This is a genomic window from Roseovarius sp. B08 (assembly GCF_051417955.1).
GTDB lineage: Bacteria > Pseudomonadota > Alphaproteobacteria > Rhodobacterales > Rhodobacteraceae > Roseovarius.
The window spans coordinates 448,955-469,727 of the sequence record NZ_JBPRLW010000001.1 but is presented as its reverse complement, the minus strand read 5'-3'; the positions used below and the strand labels follow the sequence as shown (position 1 = coordinate 469,727).

Below are 20,773 nucleotides of genomic sequence, written 5' to 3'. Positions count from 1 at the left end.
TCAATCAGAAACGATAACAGACAGATTATGGGTGGGAAAAAGCAAACTTTGATCTACTGGCACTGCTTAAATGACCGAGGGCAGATCTGAGCCGTCCTTTCGTGTTCGGCGGTATCTTGATGTTTACACACATGGCTTAACGACCAATCAATGCACGCTCCGCCGGTGAAGAGGCCATCCACAGCATCAGGTCACCGCGCGCCGGTAGGTTCGTTTTCTCGGGTGTACTGCCGGTCGAACTCCCCAACATGTTCGAAGCCCATGAGACGGCCAAAAGTTTGGAAATCTTCCAGTTTCTGTTGAGAACCCGCACTGATCCCAGTTTGAACGATGTGGCCGTAGACCGAGCGCATCGCGGCGGCCGCAGCAAGAAAACCCGCCGTCGGATAAATAGCGAGCGCATAACCCATTTCTGCAAGTCTTTGACCGCTCAATACTGGCGTTCGTCCTCCCTCCACCATGTTCGCCAACATCGGCACATCAAAGGAAGAGCAGATGGTTTCCATTTTCTTTTCACTTTCGGGAGCTTCAATGAAAAGGATGTCGGCTCCGGCCTTCACATAGGCTTCGGCACGTCGGAGCGCCTCTTCGATACCGTGTACGGTACGTGCATCCGTCAGAATAAGGAACAAAAGGCTGAACGGGCTGGTGATAAAGATGCTTGGATCACCTTTGGATACGATCAGCGAGCGGGGCAGGAATTCTTCAAGGTACGGACCAAGGATGACGCCCATCAGCATCGGAACTACCGGGTAATCGAACCGGCGCAGCGCGAAGGCGAAGATGCCGATAGCCAGCGCCATCCACATCTGGAACCCCGAGAAGGACGAGGCATAAACCCCCGCCATTGAAACCAAAGCGATGAAGGCGTAAAGGATCCCGCGATTGATCCGCGCGAGGCGCAGGTAGTACGGCCCGAAGGCCAGCACCGACACCATGACAAAGGCCGACGCCACGAAAAGCGCCGCGAACATCGGAGCGATGGTGGCCGTATGATCAACCAGAAGACCCGGCCCCGGCACAAGACCGTGGATCAGAAGAACCCCGAAGATGATCGCCGTGACCGCGTCACCGGGAATGCCCATCGTCAGCAGCGAGATGATTGCGCCGCCGCACATCGCGTTGTTGGCCGATTCCGACGCTGCCAGCCCTTCGTGCGATCCGTCGCCGAACGCCTCTGGCCGCTTGGCCGTGCGCTTGGCCTCGGCATAGGCGATAAACGATGCCATGGCGGCCCCGCCGCCGGGCAGCATCCCGATCAGCACCCCGATGATGGAGCTTTTCACGTAAAGAAAGGCGCCGATTTCGCGGATGATGCGGAAATCGGGAATGAAATCCTTTTGACGCAGGCGCGGCATATCGGCCACCGCCACGCCCATGGCGTTGCGGGCCGGAGTTGCCGCCTGCACCAGAAGCTCGCAGATCGCGAAGAGGCCAATCACGGCGGGCAGCAATCCGATCCCCTCCACAAGGTGGTAGCTGCCGAAATCGAAGCGCCCCTTGGGGACCATCGGGTCGATTCCGACGGTTGAGATCATCAAGCCGAGCGTCATCGCAATGAACGTCGCCCAGATCATCCACCAGACGAATGGTCACTTCGCCTCCCGCCGTGTCATGAACAAAATGGTCGGGTTCGGCATCATTCCTGGGGAATTCGTAGAAAACGGCGCGTTTCATCAGTGGATTACCTTCTACTTGTGCGAACCCGGAGCGGACATGCGTGGCCCGATACCCCTTTGCAGATCGCATTGGATCGTTTCAAACAATTGCTAAAGAAATGATGGTTTTAATCTATTGAATCGAACAGATGATCGACGCGCTGACCCTCGAAGCCGGCAGTTTCCGGGGAAGCGCCAAACACCTCTCGCGCGTTCAATCCGCGATCAGCTATGCTGTTGGAAACCTCGAGACACAGCTGGGCGTGGCCCTGTTCGACCGCAGCGGACATCGCCCCGTACTCACCCCAGAGGGCCAGTCCCTGCTTGCCGATGCCCGTGCCGTGCTGGTCAAGGTCGACGCGATGCGGGCCCGCGCCCGTGGGCTGAGTGAGGGGATAGAGCTCGGGCTGTCCGTCGTCATCGACGCGCTCTACCCCCTGCCCCGGGTCATGGCGGCGCTACATGCCGTCAGCGCGCAGTATGGCGGAGTCGGCATCAGGTGGCCCGCAAATGATCTTCGCATACTGTCCATTGATGGCGGCGGCATAAAAGGCATTTTGCCTGCGGCGGTGCTGGCGGAATGCGAGCGTCGCTTCTTGAAGGGCGGTTCGGCAGCCAGCTACTTCGACATGATCGCCGGCACTTCAACCGGAGGAATAATCGCGCTCGGCATGGCAGCGGGATGCGCGCCGAGGAGGTTCTCGAAATCTATATGCGCCACGGGTCGGAAATATTTCCTCGGCCTTGAACTCCGCCAACTCGATTTGGTCGCGCGATGCGATCCGCTTACCAGTTTGCCCGCGATCTTGCCGTTTATCGATACAATCGCGAACCCTTGGAACGAGCGCTTCGAGATCGCTTTGGCAACAGGACACTGGGTTCGGTCAATGTGCGTTTGAACATTCCCGCCTTCGATGGGTTCAACGAGGTCAACGTCCTCAAGACCCCGCTCCACCCTGACTTCCGCCTCGACTGGCAGGAAGAACTGGTCACGGTGGCATTGGCGACGTCAGCCGCGCCAACATTCTTCTCGACCTACCGAAACGGCACCCGTCACTTTGCCGATGGCGGTGTTTGGGCGAACAACCCCGTCATGGTGGCGCTGGTGGATGCCATGAGCTGTTTCAACGTCGACAGGCACAAAATCGAAGTCCTGAGCCTTGGTTGTGGCGATCAAGACCTTCGTATGACCGACGGTCAGATCAAGCGCGGCGGCAAATTCCACTGGAGAACAATCATCGAGAGCGCGATGCACCTGCAAAGCCAGAACGCCCTCGGACAGGCCGGACTTTTGATCAGGCGAGACCGCATGCTTCGTCTGACATCCGCTCCGACGCTCGAACCCATTGCACTTGATGACTTCACGCGAGCGAGTGCCGAACTTCCGCAGCAGGCGAAACGTCTTGTCGAGGAGAACGCCGAACTCCTTGAAACATTCTTTGATGCTCCTCGGGCTTCGACTGCATTTTACCATGGACCGCCTAGCACGTCCGGAGGGGCCTAAAGCCGGCCACAATCGCCGATAGTACTTCGTGTCTCTGCTATAGCATCCACCGGTCGTCTCCTCACAGGAACGACTGATACTCGTCCATGAAAGTTGCAACCTGCAATAGGGCCTGCGCTTCTGACTTGTGAATCAAAGCCGCAACATCGAGCGCCGGGTTCTTGAAGCGCTCCCGCATGCGACGCAGGGCCAGAATGGCCTCCCGAGGGATCCAGCTCGATTGTATCGGCGATGAAGTCGTCGGCGGAAATCGCCTGGATGGCGTGCGGGTCCAGAACCGCGGAAGGAAAGTCGGCAAGATTGTCCGTCACGATGACTGAAGCAGACGTCGCGATGGCCGCTGCCAGTACGTGGTTGTCGTTGGGGTCGGGCAACGCGATCTTGTCTTCGAACATCTCATAACCAGTCACCAGAGCTTCAGGGAATGCTGCTTCGATTGCCGCCCTTTGCCGGGAACCATCGGTTTCGCCCTTGGTGATCTGGGTGATCGCTTTCCGGGTCTCGTCAAGAATGCGACTGCTCCACCGGCCGGAACAAGCCGGCCTCGGCCAGGCTCAGTAGCATGTTTCTGCGGAGCGCTCCGCCCAGGACGCAGGCATCGAGGAGAGCCGTGAACCGACCAGCGTATCGGCTCATACAAGACCTTCTTCCGCATCCATTGCAGCAAGGTCACTCAAAGCATTAGAGCGAGACGCGTCACGCTTCTCCTTGTAGGCAAACAGATCGTCGGCACGAACACGGCGATGACGGCCGGTCTTCGCAAAAGGAATCTCGCCTTCCTCGAGAAGCTTTACCAGGAACGGGCGGGACACATTGAGAAGGTCCGCCGCCTGCTGCGTGGTCAGCTCTGACTCGACGGGAATCATCCGAAACCCGCGGCCGCTCGACACAAGCCGCAGCACTTCGAGTAGCGAAGCCGTCAAGGCCGGCGCAAGCGTCACGGTGCGAACTTCGCCGCCTTCCAGGGCGAGCGACAGCTTTGTCGGTTCGCCTTCCTTGATCTGGGAGGCGACAATCGTTCTGAGTTGTTCGGCGTTCTTGATCTCGACCTCGTCGGGCAAACGATCAAAGAACGCCTCTTTTCTGAGGGCGTTCATCTTTTCTCTCCGGTTCTCTCGTCTCGTATTGGATATAGGCTATCCCTCATTCGGAACAATCGCAATATTCGAAATATTCGAAACTCGTATAGATCGTGTAAACGGGTTACAGCGTGCGAACACCGCATCGCTCTCACAGCGAAGCGACCAACACAGCGTTCACCAGTTGCTCCAAGTCGGGAAGGTCGCGAAGGTCTTCCAGCCCAAAACAGACGAAGAACTGCTCGCGGGCGTACGCGACAACATCCTCTCGACCAGAATCGAGCAAATGGACGTCTTCACAGGGATGCAACGATTATCACATTGAAATTGTGAGTATTTCTGGCTCTCCGCATGAATCGTTGCAGTGCAGATGAAACAATAAGTATAACGACAGAGTTTGCGTCAGGCATTGGCAACGGAGACCGGCAACGCGTTACCCAAAATCAACTTGTGGCGCTTGGTCGACAACCCCCGCATCCTCCAGCTGCTCCCGATCGGGAAGATCGCGCAGGCTCACCAACCCGAAGGCGACAAGGAACTGTTCGGTGGTGACGAAGGTATAGGGGGCCCCCTCGTCGCGGCGACCGTGGCCCGGTCCCGATCAGGTCGCGGCTGATTTCTTTGCCGAAGATGTCCTTCAGCCCGTCGCGCGTAATCGGCTGATGGTAGGCAATGGCCGCCAGGACCGCGACATCGAATTCACTCAAGTCCAGCAATTGATTGCCGACATCTGCCGCCGCGCGGATTGCGGGCGCGTAGGCGGCCCGCGTCCGGAACATCCACCCGCTGGCGACCTGCGCGATCTCGAACGCTCGCCCCTCCAGATCGGCGCTGAGGTCCTCGACCAGCAGGTCGACCGACGCCCCCTGCCCCACCACCCGCCCCAGGTCGTCGTGCGGCACCGGCGAGGCAGAGGCAAAAAGTACCGCCTCGATCCGGCGCATCCATTCGCGCCAGCGCAACTCTGGCGGCAGGTCGCGCAACTCGCGGTCAAGCTCAGCTTCTGGTCGATCCTTTGCCAACGCTACACCCCGTAGAGCCGAAACGTGTCGCGCCCGGTCAGCTCGCGCACCGCGCCGAGTTCGACCAGCCGCTCGCAGAGCCGCCGCGCGGCGCGATCCGGCAAGGGCAAAGCCGAAGGCGCCATAGCATCGCGGGTCAGGAACATCTCGACCGCGTCGCCAGCCCCCTTGGCCCGGAGCTTGGGTGCGACCGCCTTCAGATGCGCCGCCCGACGCGCGAGGTCGGTGGCGAGACGCACGGCCTCGACCGCAGATGAGACGAGCGCGCGATGACAGGCCATCCGCAAGTCTTCCCCACGCTTGCGCAGGTGGGCGCGCGTTTCAGGCCCGGGGCCAGCAGCGGCACGAGATGATCCCAACCGAGAGCTTGGGCAAGGGCCGCATCCGCGAGAATCAGCCCCGGAACGTCGGCACGCGGCGACTCGCGCAGCACCGCCTCCAACACCAGTCCGGCACGCCTGACCGGTGCCCTCTGCCCCGCGTCCAGCCATGCGGCGATCTGGCCCGGCCCGAGGGCCGGCAAGGCTCGGCCCAGGGCCTTGACCGACACCGGCCGCTCCACCGCGCGCCGCCAGACTAGGTAGACCTCACCCGCCGGTCCGGATAGATCGCCGGGGCGCAGAAGGTGCACTGCGTCGCGCAGCTCCCCTGCCCTCTCGGGACGCCCCGAAAACGCGACACACGCCTCCGCCGCGCGCAGCGCCAGTCGCTCTCGCAACAATCCATGGGAGACCTCATCGCGCCCCAGCACAAGATGCAGATGGGCGAGCGCCGCGCCCGACAAAAACGCCACATCTTCAACGGTTTCGGCACGACCGGAGGTGATCCAGGAGGGCATCTGGGGTAGTCTTTCAGTGTCGCTTTCGACCACGGGGCGAGCATATGTCATGCCACAAGACCATCTCATGGCGGCGCTTTTGCCTACCGTATAGTGTATATCAACCGCCCCACTCTGCGGTTCTTCGCTATGTCCAATAAGTTTGCCTTATCGGACTTAATAAGAATAGGTCGCAAGAATGACGGTCGATCCCGTACAGCACGCATTTGTGTGTGGCGTTCGCGAAGGGCGGCTGTGCGCCTTTTGTATCGAAAGCCTCAGTTAATTTCTTGCGGCAACTCAAAGTCATAGAATAGCCTTTCGCTCCAGGCCGCAACTTACAGAATAACTTTGTGCAAATGGGTCTTTATAGACCATTACTCTGGGGAACAGATCTTCGAGGCCGCTGCAGCAGAGTTTCTGAACGAAATGAGCGAGCTAGGGAAAACGCACCTAGGGGTTTAAGTGCAATGTCGAACGTGGACAGAAAGTGGGATACCCTTAAGCTCCTTCCAGATAACTAACAGACAATAAATAATTTTTTAGTTGACAATACTCCCGCCGGAGGCTTCGCCCCCCGCACCGCGCGCGTCGGCAAATCTCTACAGGCGTCCGAACACCATCTTGAGGATCGCGCCCAATCCGTCAGCATCCGCCGCTTCGAATGCCGCCTGCTGATCGCTGTCGATATCCAGCACGCCCAGCAGCCGCCCCTGCCCGTCCCGCACCGGCAGGACGATCTCCGACCGGGTCGAGCTGGCACAGGCGATATGCCCATCGAACCTGTCGACATCGTCGACCAGTTGCACCTCGCCGCTGCGCGCCGCCGCCCCGCAGACCCCGCGCGAAAACGGAATCTGCAAACACCCATGTCCGCCCTGGTAGGGGCCGATCTTCAACAGGTCGGGCGCGGTCACCCGGTAGAACCCGGTCCAGTCGAACCGGGCGTCGGCATGGTGCAACTCGCACACCACGGTCGCCATCAGCGCCACCTCGTCGGTCTCGCCCTCGGTCAGCGCCCCGATGGTCTTCGACAACTGATCATAATCCGCACGCATCGCTCACCTCCCGCGCCAAGAGTTTTCAGAAAACTCTTGGCAAATCTTTTCCCAAAAGATTTGGCCTAGCACCGCTCGATCGCGATTGCCGTGCCTTCGCCGCCGCCGATGCAGATCGCCGCGACCCCACGCTTGAGGTCGCGTTTCTCCAACGCGTTCAGCAGCGTGACCATGATCCGCGCGCCACTTGCCCCGATGGGGTGGCCCAGCGCGCAAGCGCCGCCATGTACGTTCACCTTGTCGCGCGGCAGCCCCATCTCGTGCATGAAGGCCATGGGCACCACGGCAAAAGCCTCGTTCACCTCCCACAGGTCCACGTCATCCTTCGTCCAGCCGATCCGCTCCAGCAGCTTCTGCGCCGCCGGCACCGGGGCCGTGGTGAACCATCCCGGCGCCTGCGCGTGGCTGGCGTGGCCCAGGATCCGCGCCCGCACCTTCAGCCCCTGCGCCTCGGCCGCCTCGCGCGAGGCCAGCACCAGGGCCGCCGCCCCGTCGCTGATCGAGCTCGAATTGGCCGCCGTCACCGTGCCGCCCTCGCGGAACGCAGGCTTAAGCTGCGGGATCTTCTCGGGCCGGGCCTTGCCGGGCTGCTCGTCGGTCTCGACGACGACCGTGCCCTTGCGCGTCTCCAGCGTCACCGGTGCGATCTCGTCCGCGAACGCACCCGACTTCTGCGCCTCCAGTGCCCCTTCCAGCGAGCCGATGGCATAGGCGTCCTGCGCCTCGCGGGTGAACTGGTATTTCTCGGCGCAATCCTCGGCGAAGGCGCCCATCAGGCGACCCTTGTCATAGGCATCTTCCAGCCCGTCAAGAAACATGTGGTCGATCACCTGCCCGTGCCCGATACGCGCCCCGCCGCGCATCTTCGGCAGCAGGTACGGCGCGTTCGACATGCTCTCCATGCCTCCCGTCACCATCGTGTCCGTATGGCCCAGCGCGATCTGGTCGAACCCGATCATCGCCGCCTTCATGCCCGAGCCGCACATCTTGTTCAGCGTCGTCGCCGGCACGTCCTCGCCAAGGCCTGCCGCGAACCCCGCCTGCCGCGCCGGCGCCTGGCCCTGGCCCGCCGGCAGCACGCAGCCCATCAACAGCTCGCCCACGGTGGCCGCGCCCGCGTCCTTCAGCGCCGCGGCAATCGCCGCCCCGCCCAGGACACTGGCCTCGACCCCGTCGAAATCCCCCTGGAAGCCGCCCATCGGCGTGCGCGCCGCGCCTGCGATCACAACGTCTTTCATGGCCTTTGTCCTTTCATGTCTGTCCACCGAGTCCCGGCGCGTTCTTCCGGCGCGGAAAAACGGTTTGGTAAGGAATGGCGTCTAGGATGCAAGCAACATTCATGTGTCCGGAGGCATCATGCAACTCACCTGCGCCACTCACAACAACATCAACGTTATCACCGTCGAAGACAACCGCATCGACGCGGCGTCGGCCATCCGGTTCAAGGACGAGATGCGCACCCTGACGGATGAGGGCCCCGAGCATGTGGTGCTGGACCTTTCCGGCGTGACCTTCGTCGATTCCAGCGGCCTTGGCGCCATCGTCGCCTCGATGAAACAGCTGGGCGACGGGCGGCGGCTGGACCTGGCCGGTCTGACCCCGGACGTGGCCAAGGTGTTCCGGCTCACGCGCATGGATTCGATCTTCGCCATCCATGCCGACATGGCCGCGGCGCTGCAACGCGCGGCGGGCTGAGCCGGGCCAGTGGCCGCCACTGCCCCCTCGGCCCCCGACCCGCTTGTCGCACGGTCCGCCCCCGCGACGGAACGCGCGGTGCGCGCCATGGTCCAGGCGCTCGCCGCCGCGCTCGCCGGTGCGGGGATCGGCGCAGACCAGCGTGGCTCCATCACCCTCGCCGTGGGCGAGGCGCTCAACAACGTGACCGAGCACGCCTATGCCGGGCGTACGCCCGGGCCGGTCCACATGATCGCCGATCTATTGCCTGACCGCGTGCTGGTCACCCTATCCGATTCGGGCCGCGCCATGCCCGGCAACCGCCTGCCCGCAGGCCACCTGCCAGACAGTTCCGGCACTCGCGCCGACCTGCCCGAAGGCGGGTTCGGCTGGCACCTCATCCACAAGCTGTGCCCGGAGCTGACCTATTCCCGGCAAGCGGGGACGAACACGCTGTGCATGACCTTTCCGCGCCACGCCGACGCGGAAAAAACCTGATGCCAACAAATTGCCCCAATGCAATCGCAAGGCCGCCGTAATGGATCAGCATACACGACACTGTAGCTGCATATGGCTTCCCTCGGCGCCGCGTTTAACAGCCCCCACCCAGTGCGTGGCGTCGAGGTTCTTCCTCTCCTGATTGGCATTTCCCGGCGCACCCCCTAATGTGCCCGAAAACGACCAATCTTCGGAGCTTTCATGCGCGATTTCCAACGTCCCGGCCGTTCGGCCGTCCTGGCCGGCAACGGCATGTGCGCCACGTCGCACCCCCTGGCCGCCCAAACTGCCATCGACATCCTCAAACGCGGCGGCAACGCCATGGATGCCGCCATCGCCGGCGCCGTTCTGCTGGGGATCTGCGAGCCGCAGATGACCGGGATCGGCGGCGACTGCTTCGTTCTGTTTACGAAACCCGGCAGCGATGACATCCACGCGCTCAACGGCTCCGGTCGCGCCCCCGCCGCCGCCAACGCGGCCGACCTGCGCGCCCGCGGCCTCGATACCGTGCCCCTGCACGGCCCCGAGGCGGTCACCATCCCCGGCGCCGTCGACGCCTTTTGCCACCTTTCGGACACCCACGGCAAGCTGGGCCTCGATGCACTGCTCGCGCCGGCCATCCATTATGCCGACGAAGGCGTGCCCGTGGCCCCCCGCGTCGCCAACGACTGGCCCACCGCGGGCGAGTGCCTGCAGGGCCACGGCCTCGCGCACTTCTCCAATGGCGGCAAGCCGTTGAAACAGGGTGAGATTTTTCGCGCCCCCGGCCAGGCCGAGGTGCTGCGCCGAATCGCCCGGGACGGGCGTGACGCGTTCTACTCGGGCGAGGTGGCCGACGACATGCTGGCCGCGCTCACCCCGCTTGGCGGCGTCCACACGGCAGAGGACTTCGCCGCCACCGCCTGCACCCGAACCGACCCCATCAGCGGCAGCTATGCCGGTATCGACCTGGTCGAGCACCCGCCCAACGGTCAGGGCGCCACGGCGATCCTGCTGCTTAACGTCCTCGCGCAGTTCGACATCGCGTCGATGGAGCCCTTCGGGACCCAGCGCGCCCATATCGAGGCCGAGGCGACCAAGCTCGCCTATGACGCCCGCAACCGCTTCCTCGCCGACCCCGATCACACCGCGCGGCTGGACCACATGCTGTCGATGGACACCGCCCGCGCGCTCGCCGCGTTGATCGACCCGAAAAAAGCGATGCCCTCGGCCACCACGCTCAGCGAGGCCGTGCACCGCGATACGATCTACATCACCGTGGTCGACCGCGACCGCATGGCCGTGTCGCTGATCTATTCCATCTTCCACGGTTTCGGCTCGGGCATCGCGTCCGAAAAGTTCGGCATCCTGCTGCAAAACCGCGGCGCGGGCTTCACGCTCGAAGAAGGCCACGCCAACGAGCTGAACGGCGGCAAGCGACCCATGCACACGATCATCCCCGGCATGCTGCGCGAGGGCGGCCGCGTCACCATGCCCTTCGGCGTGATGGGCGGCGCGTACCAGTCGAACGGCCATGCGCGGTTCGTGTCGAACCTGCGCGACTTCGGCCTTTCTCCGCAGGAAGCGATCGACGCGCCCCGCTGCTTTCCCGACGCGGGCGAGCTCCGGGTCGAGACCGGCTATGCCCCCGCTGTGCACCAGCAGCTGGCCGAACTGGGCCACAACGTCGTCGCGCCCGACGAGGCGATCGGCGGTGCCCAGGCGATCGAGATCAAGGAAAACGGCGTGCTCGAAGGCGGCTCCGACCCGCGCAAGGACGGCTGCGCCCTGGGCTACTGACGCCGCCAACGGGACAGGGGCGCGGCACCACGCGCCCCTAGGCTCAGTTCAACTGGAAATGCAGCGGGTACTGCCCGTCCTCGAACGGGCCGAAAAGATCGGGGATATCCGGGTGTCCCACCGGTTCGCCCGAATAGTCCGCGATCAGGTTCTGTTCACTGACATAAGCGACGTAATAGGTCTGATCGTTCTCGGCCAGCAGATGATAGAACGGCTGGTCCTTCACCGGTCGGCTCTCCTCGGGAATCGAGTCGTACCATTCCTCGGTATTGGCGAATTCCGGGTCGACGTCGAAAATCACGCCGCGAAACGGATGCTTGCGGTGTTTCACGATCTGACCCAGGTGATATTTTGCGCGCGTCTTCAACATTTACAAAGCCCCTACCCTCCCACTCTACCGCCTTCAACCGAGTTTTGTCCAATCTGCGCGGGCATTTTATCGGGAAACAGTCTGTGAACCCTGGACCGACAGTCCGCGCAGCGCCTTCGCGCCAAAGGGTGAAATCCGCCATTTCCAAGCCTCGATTCTTTCGTTAAACTTGAAAGAAAAACAAACATAGCGAGAGGCAGATGAGCAGACGTCTTCGCACGATCATTGGCATGGTGGCCCTGGCCACTCTGAACGCCTGTGGCGGTGGTCCCAGCGGCCCGCCGCCCGACAACCTGGACAACGCCTGCGCCATCGTGGCGCAGAAACCGCATTACCTGCGGGCCTTCCGCGCGACCGAACGCCGCTGGGGCGTGCCGGTGCCGGTGCAGATGGCCACGATCTATCAGGAAAGCAAGTTCGACGGCGAGGCGCGCACGCCCTTCCGCTGGACGCTGGGGGTGATTCCCATGGGCCGCCAAAGCTCCGCCTATGGCTACAGCCAGGCGCTTGACGGCACGTGGGACGAGTATGTGAAAGAGGGCAATCGCCGGGCCGCGCGGCGCAACGACATCCGTGACGCGACCGACTTCATGGGCTGGTACATGGCGCAGTCGAACCAGCGGCTTGGCATCCCCATGCACGATGCCCGCAACCATTACCTCGCCTATCACGAGGGCCGCACCGGCTATAGCCGGGGCAGCTACAACGCCAAGCCGTGGCTGCTGCGCGTCTCGGGCGAGGTCGGCCAGCGCGCGGTCGTCTACGATCAACAGCTCAGGGCGTGCGGGCGGCGCTAGCCGCCCCACGCCCAACCGCGTTACCTGTCGATCCGCTTGAACTTGTCCTTGCCGGGAATGACGAACCTGTCGTTGCCCAGCTGCGTGCCCGTGGTCAGATCGCCCAGCACAACCGTGGTCTTGCTGCCACCGCTGTCGTTGATCACCCACTGACGCAGTTGCACCGGACTGCCGGTGAAGACCAGTTCGATATTGCCGTATTCCGGATGCGCCGGGTCCTGCGCGCGCACCGTGGTCGTCTTGCCGTCGCTGCTATGGCCGGTCACCATCCGCGCGCGGCCGAAATCCACGTTGCGTTGCAGGATGATCTTCAGCGGCGTGCGGTCCAGCGGATAGGCTTCGCCCCCGGTGTTTGACTTGGGGTCGATGATGCCCACCGTGTCGCCATCGGCCACCACCAGCGTCTGTTCCGGCGGGTTGTATTCGAACCGAACCCGCCCGGGCCGCTTGATATAGATCTGCCCGGTGCTGATCGTGCCATCATCGTTGATCTGGGTAAACTCGCCCGTCGCCGAACTGAAGCTGTTCAGGTATTGCGAAATCTCGTTCAGCGACAGCTTTTGGGCCATCGCCGGCGTGGCCAGCAGAAAACTCAGGGCCAGGGCAACCATGCGCATGAGGGGAAACCTCTCCTTTATTCGTCGTCCTCGAAAGATAGGCGCACCCGCACTGTTATGCGATAGCAATCGGCGCAATTGCGCGTGAGCACCCGCTTCACGGGCCCCAACGCGTCAGCCAGTCAAAAAGTTTACCGCCGCATAGAGCGCCCCGGCACTCGCCGCGAAGGCCACCACCATCAGCACACCGTCGCGCACCGTGATCGCCAGCCCCAGAAGGGCGATGGCCGCAAACGGGATCAGCGCCGCGAAGGGCACCACTTCCAAAGGCGGGATCATCAGGCAAAGGCCCACGACCACGCAGGCGGCGGCGATCTGCGCCGGCTGCCCGGTCAGCGCCTCCAGCCGATGCCCGAAATAGCGGTCCATCCACTGCGCCACGGGGCGCGCCTTGTCGACCGAACGTGTAACCTTCTCGTCCTCCACTGCCCGGTCGCCGATCTTGTCGGGGATCCAGAAACTCTGCCGTCCCAAGAGGATCTGCGCGGCAATCAGGATCAACAGAACGGCAAACAACGTCGGCACGCCCGGAATTCCACCCAGCGGCGACGCGCCCAGCAGCGCGATGACGAAAATGATCGGACCGAACCCGCGACTGCCGATTGCCTCGACCACATCCTTGACCGAGACGTTGTCTTCCTCGTCGGCCAGTCCGTTTATCTCGCTCAGAAGGTCTTCGGCGTTTCCGGACATTCACCCATCTTCGTTCGCGTTGGCATCTCGTACCACGCCAACGCGACAGGCAGGCAATCGTTTCCCGGCGCCCGGGTCGGGCGTTACTGCTCCGGCACCAGGATCTCGCGCTTGCCCACGTGGTTCGCGGCACTCACCACGCCTTCCTCCTCCATCTGCTCGACCAGCCGCGCGGCCTTGTTATAGCCGATGGCCAGCTTGCGCTGGATATAGGACGTGCTGCATTTGCGGTCGGTGATGGCAATCTGAACGGCCTGATCGTACAGCGCATCCTCGCCGTCCGTGTTGCCGCCCGTCGACAGGCCCAAAACCGCGTCGATCTTGTCGGCCTTGTCGTCCTCGGGGCCATCCTGCACGCCGCCCACATAGGATGGCGGGCCAAAGGCCTTCAGGTGGTTGACCACCTCTTCGACCTCCTCGTCGCTGACAAACGGCCCGTGGCAGCGGGTGATCTTGCCGCCCCCCGCCATGTAGAGCATATCGCCCATGCCCAGCAACTGCTCCGCCCCCATCTCTCCCAGGATGGTGCGGCTGTCGATCTTGCTGGTCACCTGGAAGGAAATCCGCGTCGGGAAGTTCGCCTTGATCGTGCCGGTAATGACGTCCACCGAGGGCCGCTGCGTGGCCATGATCAGGTGAATGCCAGACGCCCGCGCCATCTGGGCAAGGCGCTGGATGCAGGCCTCGATCTCCTTGCCGGCGACCATCATCAGGTCGGCCATCTCGTCGACGATGACGACGATGAACGGCATCTTCTCGGGCGCGAATTCCTCTGTTTCGAACACCGGCTCGCCGGTCTCGTCGTCGAACCCGGTCTGCACCGTCCGGCTGAACATCTCGCCCTTGGCCAGCGCGTCGGCCACGCGGCTGTTGAAGCCTTCGATGTTGCGCACGCCCATCTTGGACATCTTGCGATAGCGGTCTTCCATTTCGGCCACGACCCACTTCAGTGCCACGACCGCCTTTTTCGGGTCGGTCACCACCGGGCTCAGCAGGTGCGGAATGCCGTCATAGACGCTCAGTTCCAGCATTTTCGGGTCGATCATCACCAGCCGCAGATCCTCGGGCGTCAGCTTGTACAGCAGGCTGAGGATCATGGTGTTGATCGCAACCGACTTGCCCGAGCCGGTCGTCCCCGCGATCAGCAGGTGAGGCATTTTCGCGAGGTTCGCCACCATCGGGTCACCGCCGATATCCTTGCCCAGCGCCAGCGGCAGCTTCTGGTTGCCGTCGCCATAGTCGCGGCTCGACAGGATTTCGCGGAAGCTCACCATCTCGCGGTTGTCATTGGGCAGTTCGATCCCGATCACCGACCGTCCCGGCACGGTGCTGACGCGCGCCGACAGGGCAGACATGGACCGCGCGATATCGTCGGCCAGGCCGATCACCCGGCTGGCCTTAAGGCCCGGCGCGGGCTCAAGCTCATACATGGTCACCACGGGGCCGGGGCGCACGCTGACGATCTCGCCCTTCACACCATAGTCGTCCAGCACCGTCTCCAGCATCCGGGCGTTCTCTTCCAGCGCCTCGTCGCTCAGGTGATGGCGCTGGATATTGACCGGATTGGTCAACAGGCTCAGCGGCGGCAGCTCGTACTCGATCTGCGGCTTTTCCTCGAATTGCAGCTTGGGCTGCGCCTCGGCCTGCGCCCGTGCGGAGGGTTGCGGCGCGCGGCGCGGCGGGTGCTGCACGACCTTCCTGGGTTCGGGCGCGGGCATCTCGGCGGGCGTCGCAGCGCGCGCGTAAATCGGCACCTCCGGCTCATAGCTTTCATAGGCGCCGTAGCCCTCGTCGATCACATCGTCCTCCGGCGCGGCTTCGACCATTTCCTGCATCGGCGCGTGCGTCGGGGCAGCGACCGCCCGCGGGACGGCATGGCCTGCCGTCAGCGGCGGCTCGGCCCGTACGGCGTTGCGCGGCGCGGTGTTCAGGATCAGCGGGTCCGGCCCCCGGCCACGGCCACGGGTCAGCGGTGCGACCGTCTCGACCTGCACGGCGGGGTTCTGGCGGACGCGGCTCTTGATCACATCGGCGATCTTGGCGCTTACCCGGTCGCCACTGGGCGCGGGCATGTCGGGCATTTCCGACGCCTCGACCAGTTCCGGCTCCGGCTCGCGCTCGGGCCGGCGCATCAGCGACGGCATCCGCGACAGCAGGCCCCCGGTCCTTTCCGGCACCTGGCTCACCTCGTAGTCTTGCACGTGGCGCTGGGCCGGCGCGGCCTGGGCGTGCCGCGGGGCGGTGGCGGCCAGTGCGGGCTCGGCCCGGCGGACGCGCGGTTCGGGCACGGCGGCCTCGGCGCGGGCCATCTCGTCGGCCTCGGCGCGTTCCTGCATCCGGCGGTCCCGGCGCTCGGCGGCCTTGGCCTGCGCGGTCTTCGCGGCCCCTGCCGCCATCCCGCCGCCATGGGCCAGCACGGCGCGCAGCGTGGCATAGGTCATGATCGTACCCACCACCAGGAACCGTGCGATCTGCGACAGTTCCAGACGGCTGAACCCAAGGATGAAGGCGCCCAGCGTCACCATCCCGGCGGCCAGAAGCAGCGACAACAGCTTCAGCCCGAATGTCGCGCTGATCGGCAGGAACCCCAGCACCGTGCCCAGCGCCATTTCCCCGAACAGCCCGCCATAGTCGAAACTGTGCGAGGATGCCCATTCCGCGCTCGGCTCCAGCGACGAGGCGTACATCGCCAGGAGCGCGATCCAGATCGGCGCATAGATCAGCCGTCCGATGGCCCGGTCCTGCCCCCGGTGCAGGGCGAAACGCACACCCCACGCCCCCAGGACAATGGCAAGACCCCACGCGCCCCATCCGACGATCATGAACAGGGGCGCTGCAATCGACGCCCCGATGCGGCCCAGCAGGTTCTGCACGGGCGCGTCGGTCGCGGCCATCCAGCTGGGGTCGTCGGGGTTATAGGATGCGACCATCATTGCGGCGGCCAGTCCCAGCGCCAGCAGCGCCAGTCCCAGAAGTTCCTTGCCTCGTTTCTCGATCGCCTCCGCCATCGAGCTGTCCAAGAGCGGGTCACGTCCGCGCGTCTGATATGCCATGTCGCCTCTTCCTCGTTAATTATAAAGGCAGTCACGAAGCTGCGTCAGGCCGCGTGCCACCTCCTTCTTTGGGGCCACCATCGCGACCCTTATGTATTCGTGGCCGGGGTTCAGCCCGCCGGCCTCCTGTGCCAGGTACGCGCCGGGCAGCACCCGCACGCCTGTTTCTTTCCAAAGCTTCAGCGCCGCCGCCTCGCCATCCTCGACCGGCAGCCACAGGAAAAACCCTGCCTCGGGGCCCTGATAGCCCGGCACACCGCCCAGGATCTCATCGGCCAGCTTGAATTTCTCCTGGTAAAGCCTGCGGTTCACCTCCACGTGCTTTTCATCCGCCCAGACCTTGGCCGCCGCGTGCTGCAACGGCATCGGCAGCGGCGTGCCCGCATAGGATCGCAACTGCCGGATCCGCTTCATGCTCTGCGGTCCCGCCACGACGAAGCCCGACCGCAACCCGGCCAGGTTCGACCGTTTGGACAGGCTGTGAAACGCAACCACCCGCTCGGGATCGGCGCCCATGTCGCGGGCGACTTCCAACGCCCCCACGGGCGGTGTATCGCGGTAGATCTCGGAATAGCATTCGTCGGCGAAGACCTTGAAATCGTGCTTCTCCGCCAGCCCGATCAGTGTCTTCCAATAGGCCGCGTCCGCCACCGCCCCCTGCGGGTTCGACGGCGAACACAGGTAGGCCACCGTCACCCGGTCCAGCACATCGGCGGGCAGCCCGGCGAAATCCGGCAGGAACCCCGTCTCCCGCGTCGCCGGCAAGAACATCGGCTCTGCGCCGACACTCAAGGCCGCCACCATGTAGACCTGATAGAACGGGTTCGGCAGCAGCACCATCGGCTGCTTGCCGTTCTTCGTCTCGGGGCACAGCGTCATCATCGCGTTGTACAGCCCCTCGCGCGTGCCGTTGAGGGCCATCACGTGCCGGTCGGGGTTCAGCTCCACGCCATAGCGCCGCGAAACCCAGTCGCAAAACGCCGTGTTCAGCGCCGGGATGCCCTCGTTCATCGGGTACTTGCGGAACTCCTCTGCGTGTTTCTCGATCACGTCCATGATCCAGCCCGGAAAGTCGTGCTGCGGCTCGCCGATGGTCATGTGGATCACATCACCGCCGGGGTCGTGCACGTCCAACAGGCTCCGCAAACGCGGAAACGCATATTCCGGAAGGTTCGAGAACCGCTCGGGAAACATCAACACTGCCTCTGGTCTTCGGGATCGTTGTCGCCCCGTTTGGAGCAAATCTACAAAAGCCCCCGCGTTGCGTCCAGCAAAACCAACCGGGGTCGCGGGGATTGTGGCATTTTTGGCAAGAGGTTAGCGGATACCTCTAATGTAGGCCAAGTGTTGTGGCCGCCTGGCATCACCCAAACAAGATTTTGCGTCCAGTGATGATTGCGCCTGTTCAGGCCAACGCCGCCTCGGCGGCCTTGGCCACCCGCAGAATCCGCTCTTCGCCGAAGGCTTCACCGCACATCGACAGCCCGCAACCGGGCGTTCCCGTAGGCAGATTGACGGCCGCCAGCCCCATCAGATTTCCCACCCGCGTGTTGCGCAGCGCCAGCAGGTTTTCGGTCACGTAATAGTCGTCATCGCTCATCAGCCGGTCGACCTCGGGCGGCAGGTTCGGCGCGGTCGGCATCAGCACTGCGTCATAGGGTTTCATCCGTTCCGCCCACTGGATGCGCAGCGCCGCCAGCAGGTTCCAGCCCGCCACGTAATCGCAGGCCCGGAACGCCTTGCCGGACTCGAAACGCTCTCGAATGGGCTTGAACATCTTGTCAGGATTGGCCGAAATGAGGTCGCCCCAGATGCCATAGGCCTCGGACGTGAACAGGATCGCCGACAGCGGCATCGCCTGTTCGACTTCGGGCGATGTCACTTCCTCGATCTTCGCGCCCGCCGCCTTAAGCCGCTCCAGCGCACTGAAATAGGCGTCGCGCGGTCCGTCCCGGATGTCGTCGAACACCACCGACTGCAACGCGGCAAACCGCATTCCCTCCAGCGATACGCCCTCCAGGTCCGCCGCGCGCCCGCCTTCCAGCGCGGCCAACACCAGCGCGCAATCCTCCACGGTCCGCCCCAGCGGCCCCACCGTGTCGAACTTCGCGCAAAGCGGCACGACCCCGTCCAGCGACACGCGCCCCGACGTGGTCTTCAGCCCCACAAGGTCGTTCCACGCCGCCGGGATACGCACCGACCCGCCCGTGTCCGAGCCAATGCCGCAGGCCGCCAGCCCATGCGCCACGCTCGCCGCCGCGCCCGAGGACGACCCGCCCGGCACCAGCTTCGGATCGTTCACATTCGGCGGCGTGGCCGTCATCGGGTTCAGCCCCAGCCCGGAAAACGCCAACTCGCTCATATGCGTCTTGCCCAGGCACACCAGCCCCGCAGCGGTCGCGTTGCGCAGCACGTCCGCATCCCGCTCCGGCACCCGACCCTTGAGCAATCGCGTGCCCGCCTCGGTGGCCGTTCCCGCACTGTCGAACAAATCCTTCCAGCTGACCGGCACGCCATCCAGCGGCCCCAGCCGCCGCCCGGCCCGCGCCCGTGCCTCCGCCGCCTGCGCCTCGGCCCGCGCGCGCTCATGGGTGACCACGGAATAGATCTCGTCCCGCGCCGGATGCGCATCGATCGCCTCCAGGTACGCCTCAGCCAGCGCCACCGGCCCGATCTCACCCGCCTCGATCCCGCGCCCCAGATCCGCCGCACTCATCCTCAGCCAGTCACTCACTCCGCAGCCCTCCGCACAGTTTCAAAATCGCCCGCATGAATGCAGATGACCCTGCGCAACGCAAGCCCGCCGGACAATTGATGCCTCCACACATGGACAATCCGGCCCGCGCCGACATATTGAACCGCATGGACCATGACAGCGATATCCTCATTGTCGGCGGCGGCCTCACCGGCCCTGCGCTCGCCCTCGCCGCGGCTCAGGCCGGCCTGACCGTCACCGTCATCGACACCCTGCCCCAGGCCGTGCGCGAGGATACCACCTTTGACGGTCGCGCCTATGCCCTGGCGATGGCCTCGGTGCGCCTGCTCACCAATATCGGCATCTGGCCCCGCGTCGCCGAAAACGCCCAGCCCATGCTGGAAATCAAGGTCTCCGACGGCCGCGCCGGCGAAGGTGCCGCGCCATTCTTCCTGCATTTCGACCATGCCGAGATCGAGGAAGGCCCGATGGGCCACATGCTCGAGGATCGCTACCTCCGCCGCGCCTTCCTCGAGGCTATGCAGGACGAGGATCGGGTCGCCCAAGTCACCGACACCGTCACCACGCAGGAGGTCTCTCCCACCGGCGTCACCCTCACGCTCGCCTCCGGCAAGACCCTCACGGGCGGCATCGTCGTCGGCTCCGATGGCCGCGCCTCCGGCACCGCGCAGCGCGCCGGTATCGCCCGCACCGGCTGGAATTACGGCCAGACCGCGCTGGTGGCCGCCATCGCACACGAGCTGCCCCATAACGGCATCGCGCACCAGTTCTTCATGCCCCCCGGCCCGCTGGCCATCCTGCCCCTGCCCGGCAATGTCAGTTCCATCGTCTGGTCCGAGACCGAGCCGACCGCCGCCCGCTTCGCCGCGCTGGATGATGCCGAGTTCATGGAAGTCCTCCGCCCCCGCTTCGGCGATTTCCTGGGCAACATCTCGCTGCGCGGCAAGCGCTTCACCTACCCGCTGAACCTGACGCTCGCCAACGCCTTCGTGGCCGAGCGGCTCGCCCTCATCGGCGACGCCGCCCACGGCATGCATCCCATCGCGGGCCAGGGCCTCAACGCTGGCCTGCGCGACGTGGGCGCGCTGGCGCAGGTCCTGACCGACGCCACCCGCCGGGGCGAGGATTTCGCCGCCTCCGACGTGCTCGCCCGCTATCAACAGTGGCGCCGCTTCGACACCGCCACGCTGGCCGTGACGACCGATCTCACCAACCGGCTGTTTTCGAACGACAATCCCCTCCTGCGCGCCGCGCGCGATATCGGCATGGGCGCACTCTCCGCCATGCCCGCCCTGCGCCGCACATTCATCCGCGAGGCCGCCGGCCTGACAGGCGACCTGCCAGACCTGATGAAGGGCTGAAGCCGCGCGACCTCGCAGGCGGCCCGTCCCCGACACGATCCGCCACATCCTCGCGTAGGGTGGGTGAAAACCCACGC

At 64.1% G+C, this 20,773-nt stretch carries 18 protein-coding genes and 2 pseudogenes; 7 read left to right on the top strand and 13 right to left on the bottom strand.

The features are described 5' to 3' along the window. Positions 1-191: 191 nt before the first annotated feature. Positions 192-1,511 carry a tripartite tricarboxylate transporter permease gene (locus tag ACSQ76_RS02340; RefSeq protein ID WP_437158145.1) on the bottom strand — a complete coding sequence of 440 codons (1,320 nt, stop codon included), beginning with the start codon at positions 1,509-1,511 and terminating at the stop codon, positions 192-194. A gap of 296 nt (positions 1,512-1,807) precedes the next feature. Between ACSQ76_RS02340 and ACSQ76_RS02335 the strand changes: the two genes are divergently transcribed. Together ACSQ76_RS02335 and ACSQ76_RS02330 are read left to right on the top strand one after the other, a co-directional pair. Next, positions 1,808-2,557, top strand: coding sequence for a LysR family transcriptional regulator (locus ACSQ76_RS02335; protein ID WP_437155298.1), 750 nt, complete (start codon positions 1,808-1,810; stop codon positions 2,555-2,557). After that, positions 2,494-3,162, top strand: a complete 669-nt coding sequence (locus tag ACSQ76_RS02330; RefSeq protein ID WP_437155297.1) for a patatin-like phospholipase family protein — start codon at positions 2,494-2,496, stop codon at positions 3,160-3,162. Before ACSQ76_RS02335 ends, ACSQ76_RS02330 begins: the two co-directional genes overlap by 64 nt. On the opposite strand, the gene ACSQ76_RS02325 is transcribed toward ACSQ76_RS02330, so the two are convergent. The 6 genes and pseudogenes from ACSQ76_RS02325 to ACSQ76_RS02300 all read right to left on the bottom strand — a co-directional run bounded on the left by ACSQ76_RS02325 (position 3,159) and on the right by ACSQ76_RS02300 (position 8,376). Then, positions 3,159-3,641, bottom strand: coding sequence for a PIN domain-containing protein (locus ACSQ76_RS02325; protein WP_437158144.1), 483 nt, complete (start codon positions 3,639-3,641; stop codon positions 3,159-3,161). The genes ACSQ76_RS02330 and ACSQ76_RS02325 overlap by 4 nt on opposite strands. Positions 3,642-3,794: 153 nt before the next feature. Next, positions 3,795-4,259, bottom strand: a complete 465-nt coding sequence (locus tag ACSQ76_RS02320; protein ID WP_437155296.1) for a helix-turn-helix domain-containing protein — start codon at positions 4,257-4,259, stop codon at positions 3,795-3,797. Between the two features lie 415 nt (positions 4,260-4,674). Then, a pseudogene (scpB, locus tag ACSQ76_RS02315) lies at positions 4,675-5,263 on the bottom strand (SMC-Scp complex subunit ScpB). 2 nt (positions 5,264-5,265) lie between these two features. Then, a pseudogene (locus ACSQ76_RS02310) lies at positions 5,266-6,152 on the bottom strand (DUF1403 family protein). 530 nt (positions 6,153-6,682) lie between these two features. Next, positions 6,683-7,138 carry a GAF domain-containing protein gene (locus ACSQ76_RS02305; RefSeq protein ID WP_437155295.1) on the bottom strand — a complete coding sequence of 152 codons (456 nt, stop codon included), beginning with the start codon at positions 7,136-7,138 and terminating at the stop codon, positions 6,683-6,685. A 65-nt stretch (positions 7,139-7,203) separates the two neighbouring features. Then, positions 7,204-8,376 carry a thiolase family protein gene (locus ACSQ76_RS02300; RefSeq protein ID WP_437155294.1) on the bottom strand — a complete coding sequence of 391 codons (1,173 nt, stop codon included), beginning with the start codon at positions 8,374-8,376 and terminating at the stop codon, positions 7,204-7,206. Positions 8,377-8,494: 118 nt separating this feature from the next. Between ACSQ76_RS02300 and ACSQ76_RS02295 the strand changes: the two genes are divergently transcribed. From ACSQ76_RS02295 to ACSQ76_RS02285, 3 genes are all read left to right on the top strand, one after another. Further along, positions 8,495-8,833, top strand: coding sequence for an STAS domain-containing protein (locus tag ACSQ76_RS02295; RefSeq protein ID WP_437155293.1), 339 nt, complete (start codon positions 8,495-8,497; stop codon positions 8,831-8,833). 9 nt (positions 8,834-8,842) lie between these two features. Then, complete coding sequence (locus tag ACSQ76_RS02290; RefSeq protein ID WP_437155292.1) at positions 8,843-9,310, top strand: ATP-binding protein; 468 nt, start codon at positions 8,843-8,845, stop codon at positions 9,308-9,310. A 201-nt stretch (positions 9,311-9,511) separates the two neighbouring features. Beyond that, a complete protein-coding gene (locus ACSQ76_RS02285; RefSeq protein WP_437155291.1) occupies positions 9,512-11,089 on the top strand; it encodes a gamma-glutamyltransferase family protein in 1,578 nt (525 codons plus the stop codon). Between the two features lie 43 nt (positions 11,090-11,132). Here the strand turns inward: ACSQ76_RS02285 and hspQ are convergent, their stop codons facing one another. After that, positions 11,133-11,459 (bottom strand): heat shock protein HspQ, encoded by a 327-nt coding sequence (gene hspQ / locus ACSQ76_RS02280; protein WP_103762965.1) that lies wholly within the window; start codon positions 11,457-11,459, stop codon positions 11,133-11,135. Between the two features lie 200 nt (positions 11,460-11,659). Between hspQ and ACSQ76_RS02275 the strand changes: the two genes are divergently transcribed. Continuing rightward, positions 11,660-12,256, top strand: a complete 597-nt coding sequence (locus ACSQ76_RS02275) for a lytic transglycosylase (protein WP_306129768.1) — start codon at positions 11,660-11,662, stop codon at positions 12,254-12,256. 20 nt (positions 12,257-12,276) lie between these two features. Here ACSQ76_RS02275 and ACSQ76_RS02270 read toward each other — a convergent pair whose 3' ends face one another. The 5 genes from ACSQ76_RS02270 to ACSQ76_RS02250 form a co-directional block, all read right to left on the bottom strand. Next, positions 12,277-12,873, bottom strand: a complete 597-nt coding sequence (locus ACSQ76_RS02270; RefSeq protein ID WP_306129769.1) for a LolA family protein — start codon at positions 12,871-12,873, stop codon at positions 12,277-12,279. Between the two features lie 114 nt (positions 12,874-12,987). Next, the gene (locus ACSQ76_RS02265) at positions 12,988-13,566 is read right to left on the bottom strand and encodes an exopolysaccharide biosynthesis protein (RefSeq protein WP_437155290.1); all 579 of its coding nucleotides are present in this window, start codon (positions 13,564-13,566) and stop codon (positions 12,988-12,990) included. Positions 13,567-13,649: 83 nt separating this feature from the next. Further along, positions 13,650-16,619: a DNA translocase FtsK 4TM domain-containing protein gene (locus ACSQ76_RS02260; protein ID WP_437155289.1), complete on the bottom strand. Its 2,970-nt coding sequence runs from the start codon at positions 16,617-16,619 to the stop codon at positions 13,650-13,652. A gap of 15 nt (positions 16,620-16,634) precedes the next feature. Further along, positions 16,635-17,813: an aminotransferase class I/II-fold pyridoxal phosphate-dependent enzyme gene (locus tag ACSQ76_RS02255; RefSeq protein ID WP_437158143.1), complete on the bottom strand. Its 1,179-nt coding sequence runs from the start codon at positions 17,811-17,813 to the stop codon at positions 16,635-16,637. Between the two features lie 211 nt (positions 17,814-18,024). Further along, positions 18,025-19,353 (bottom strand): amidase, encoded by a 1,329-nt coding sequence (locus ACSQ76_RS02250; protein WP_437155288.1) that lies wholly within the window; start codon positions 19,351-19,353, stop codon positions 18,025-18,027. A 92-nt stretch (positions 19,354-19,445) separates the two neighbouring features. Between ACSQ76_RS02250 and ACSQ76_RS02245 the strand changes: the two genes are divergently transcribed. Further along, positions 19,446-20,696 (top strand): FAD-dependent monooxygenase, encoded by a 1,251-nt coding sequence (locus ACSQ76_RS02245; protein WP_437155287.1) that lies wholly within the window; start codon positions 19,446-19,448, stop codon positions 20,694-20,696. Positions 20,697-20,773 lie beyond the last annotated feature (77 nt).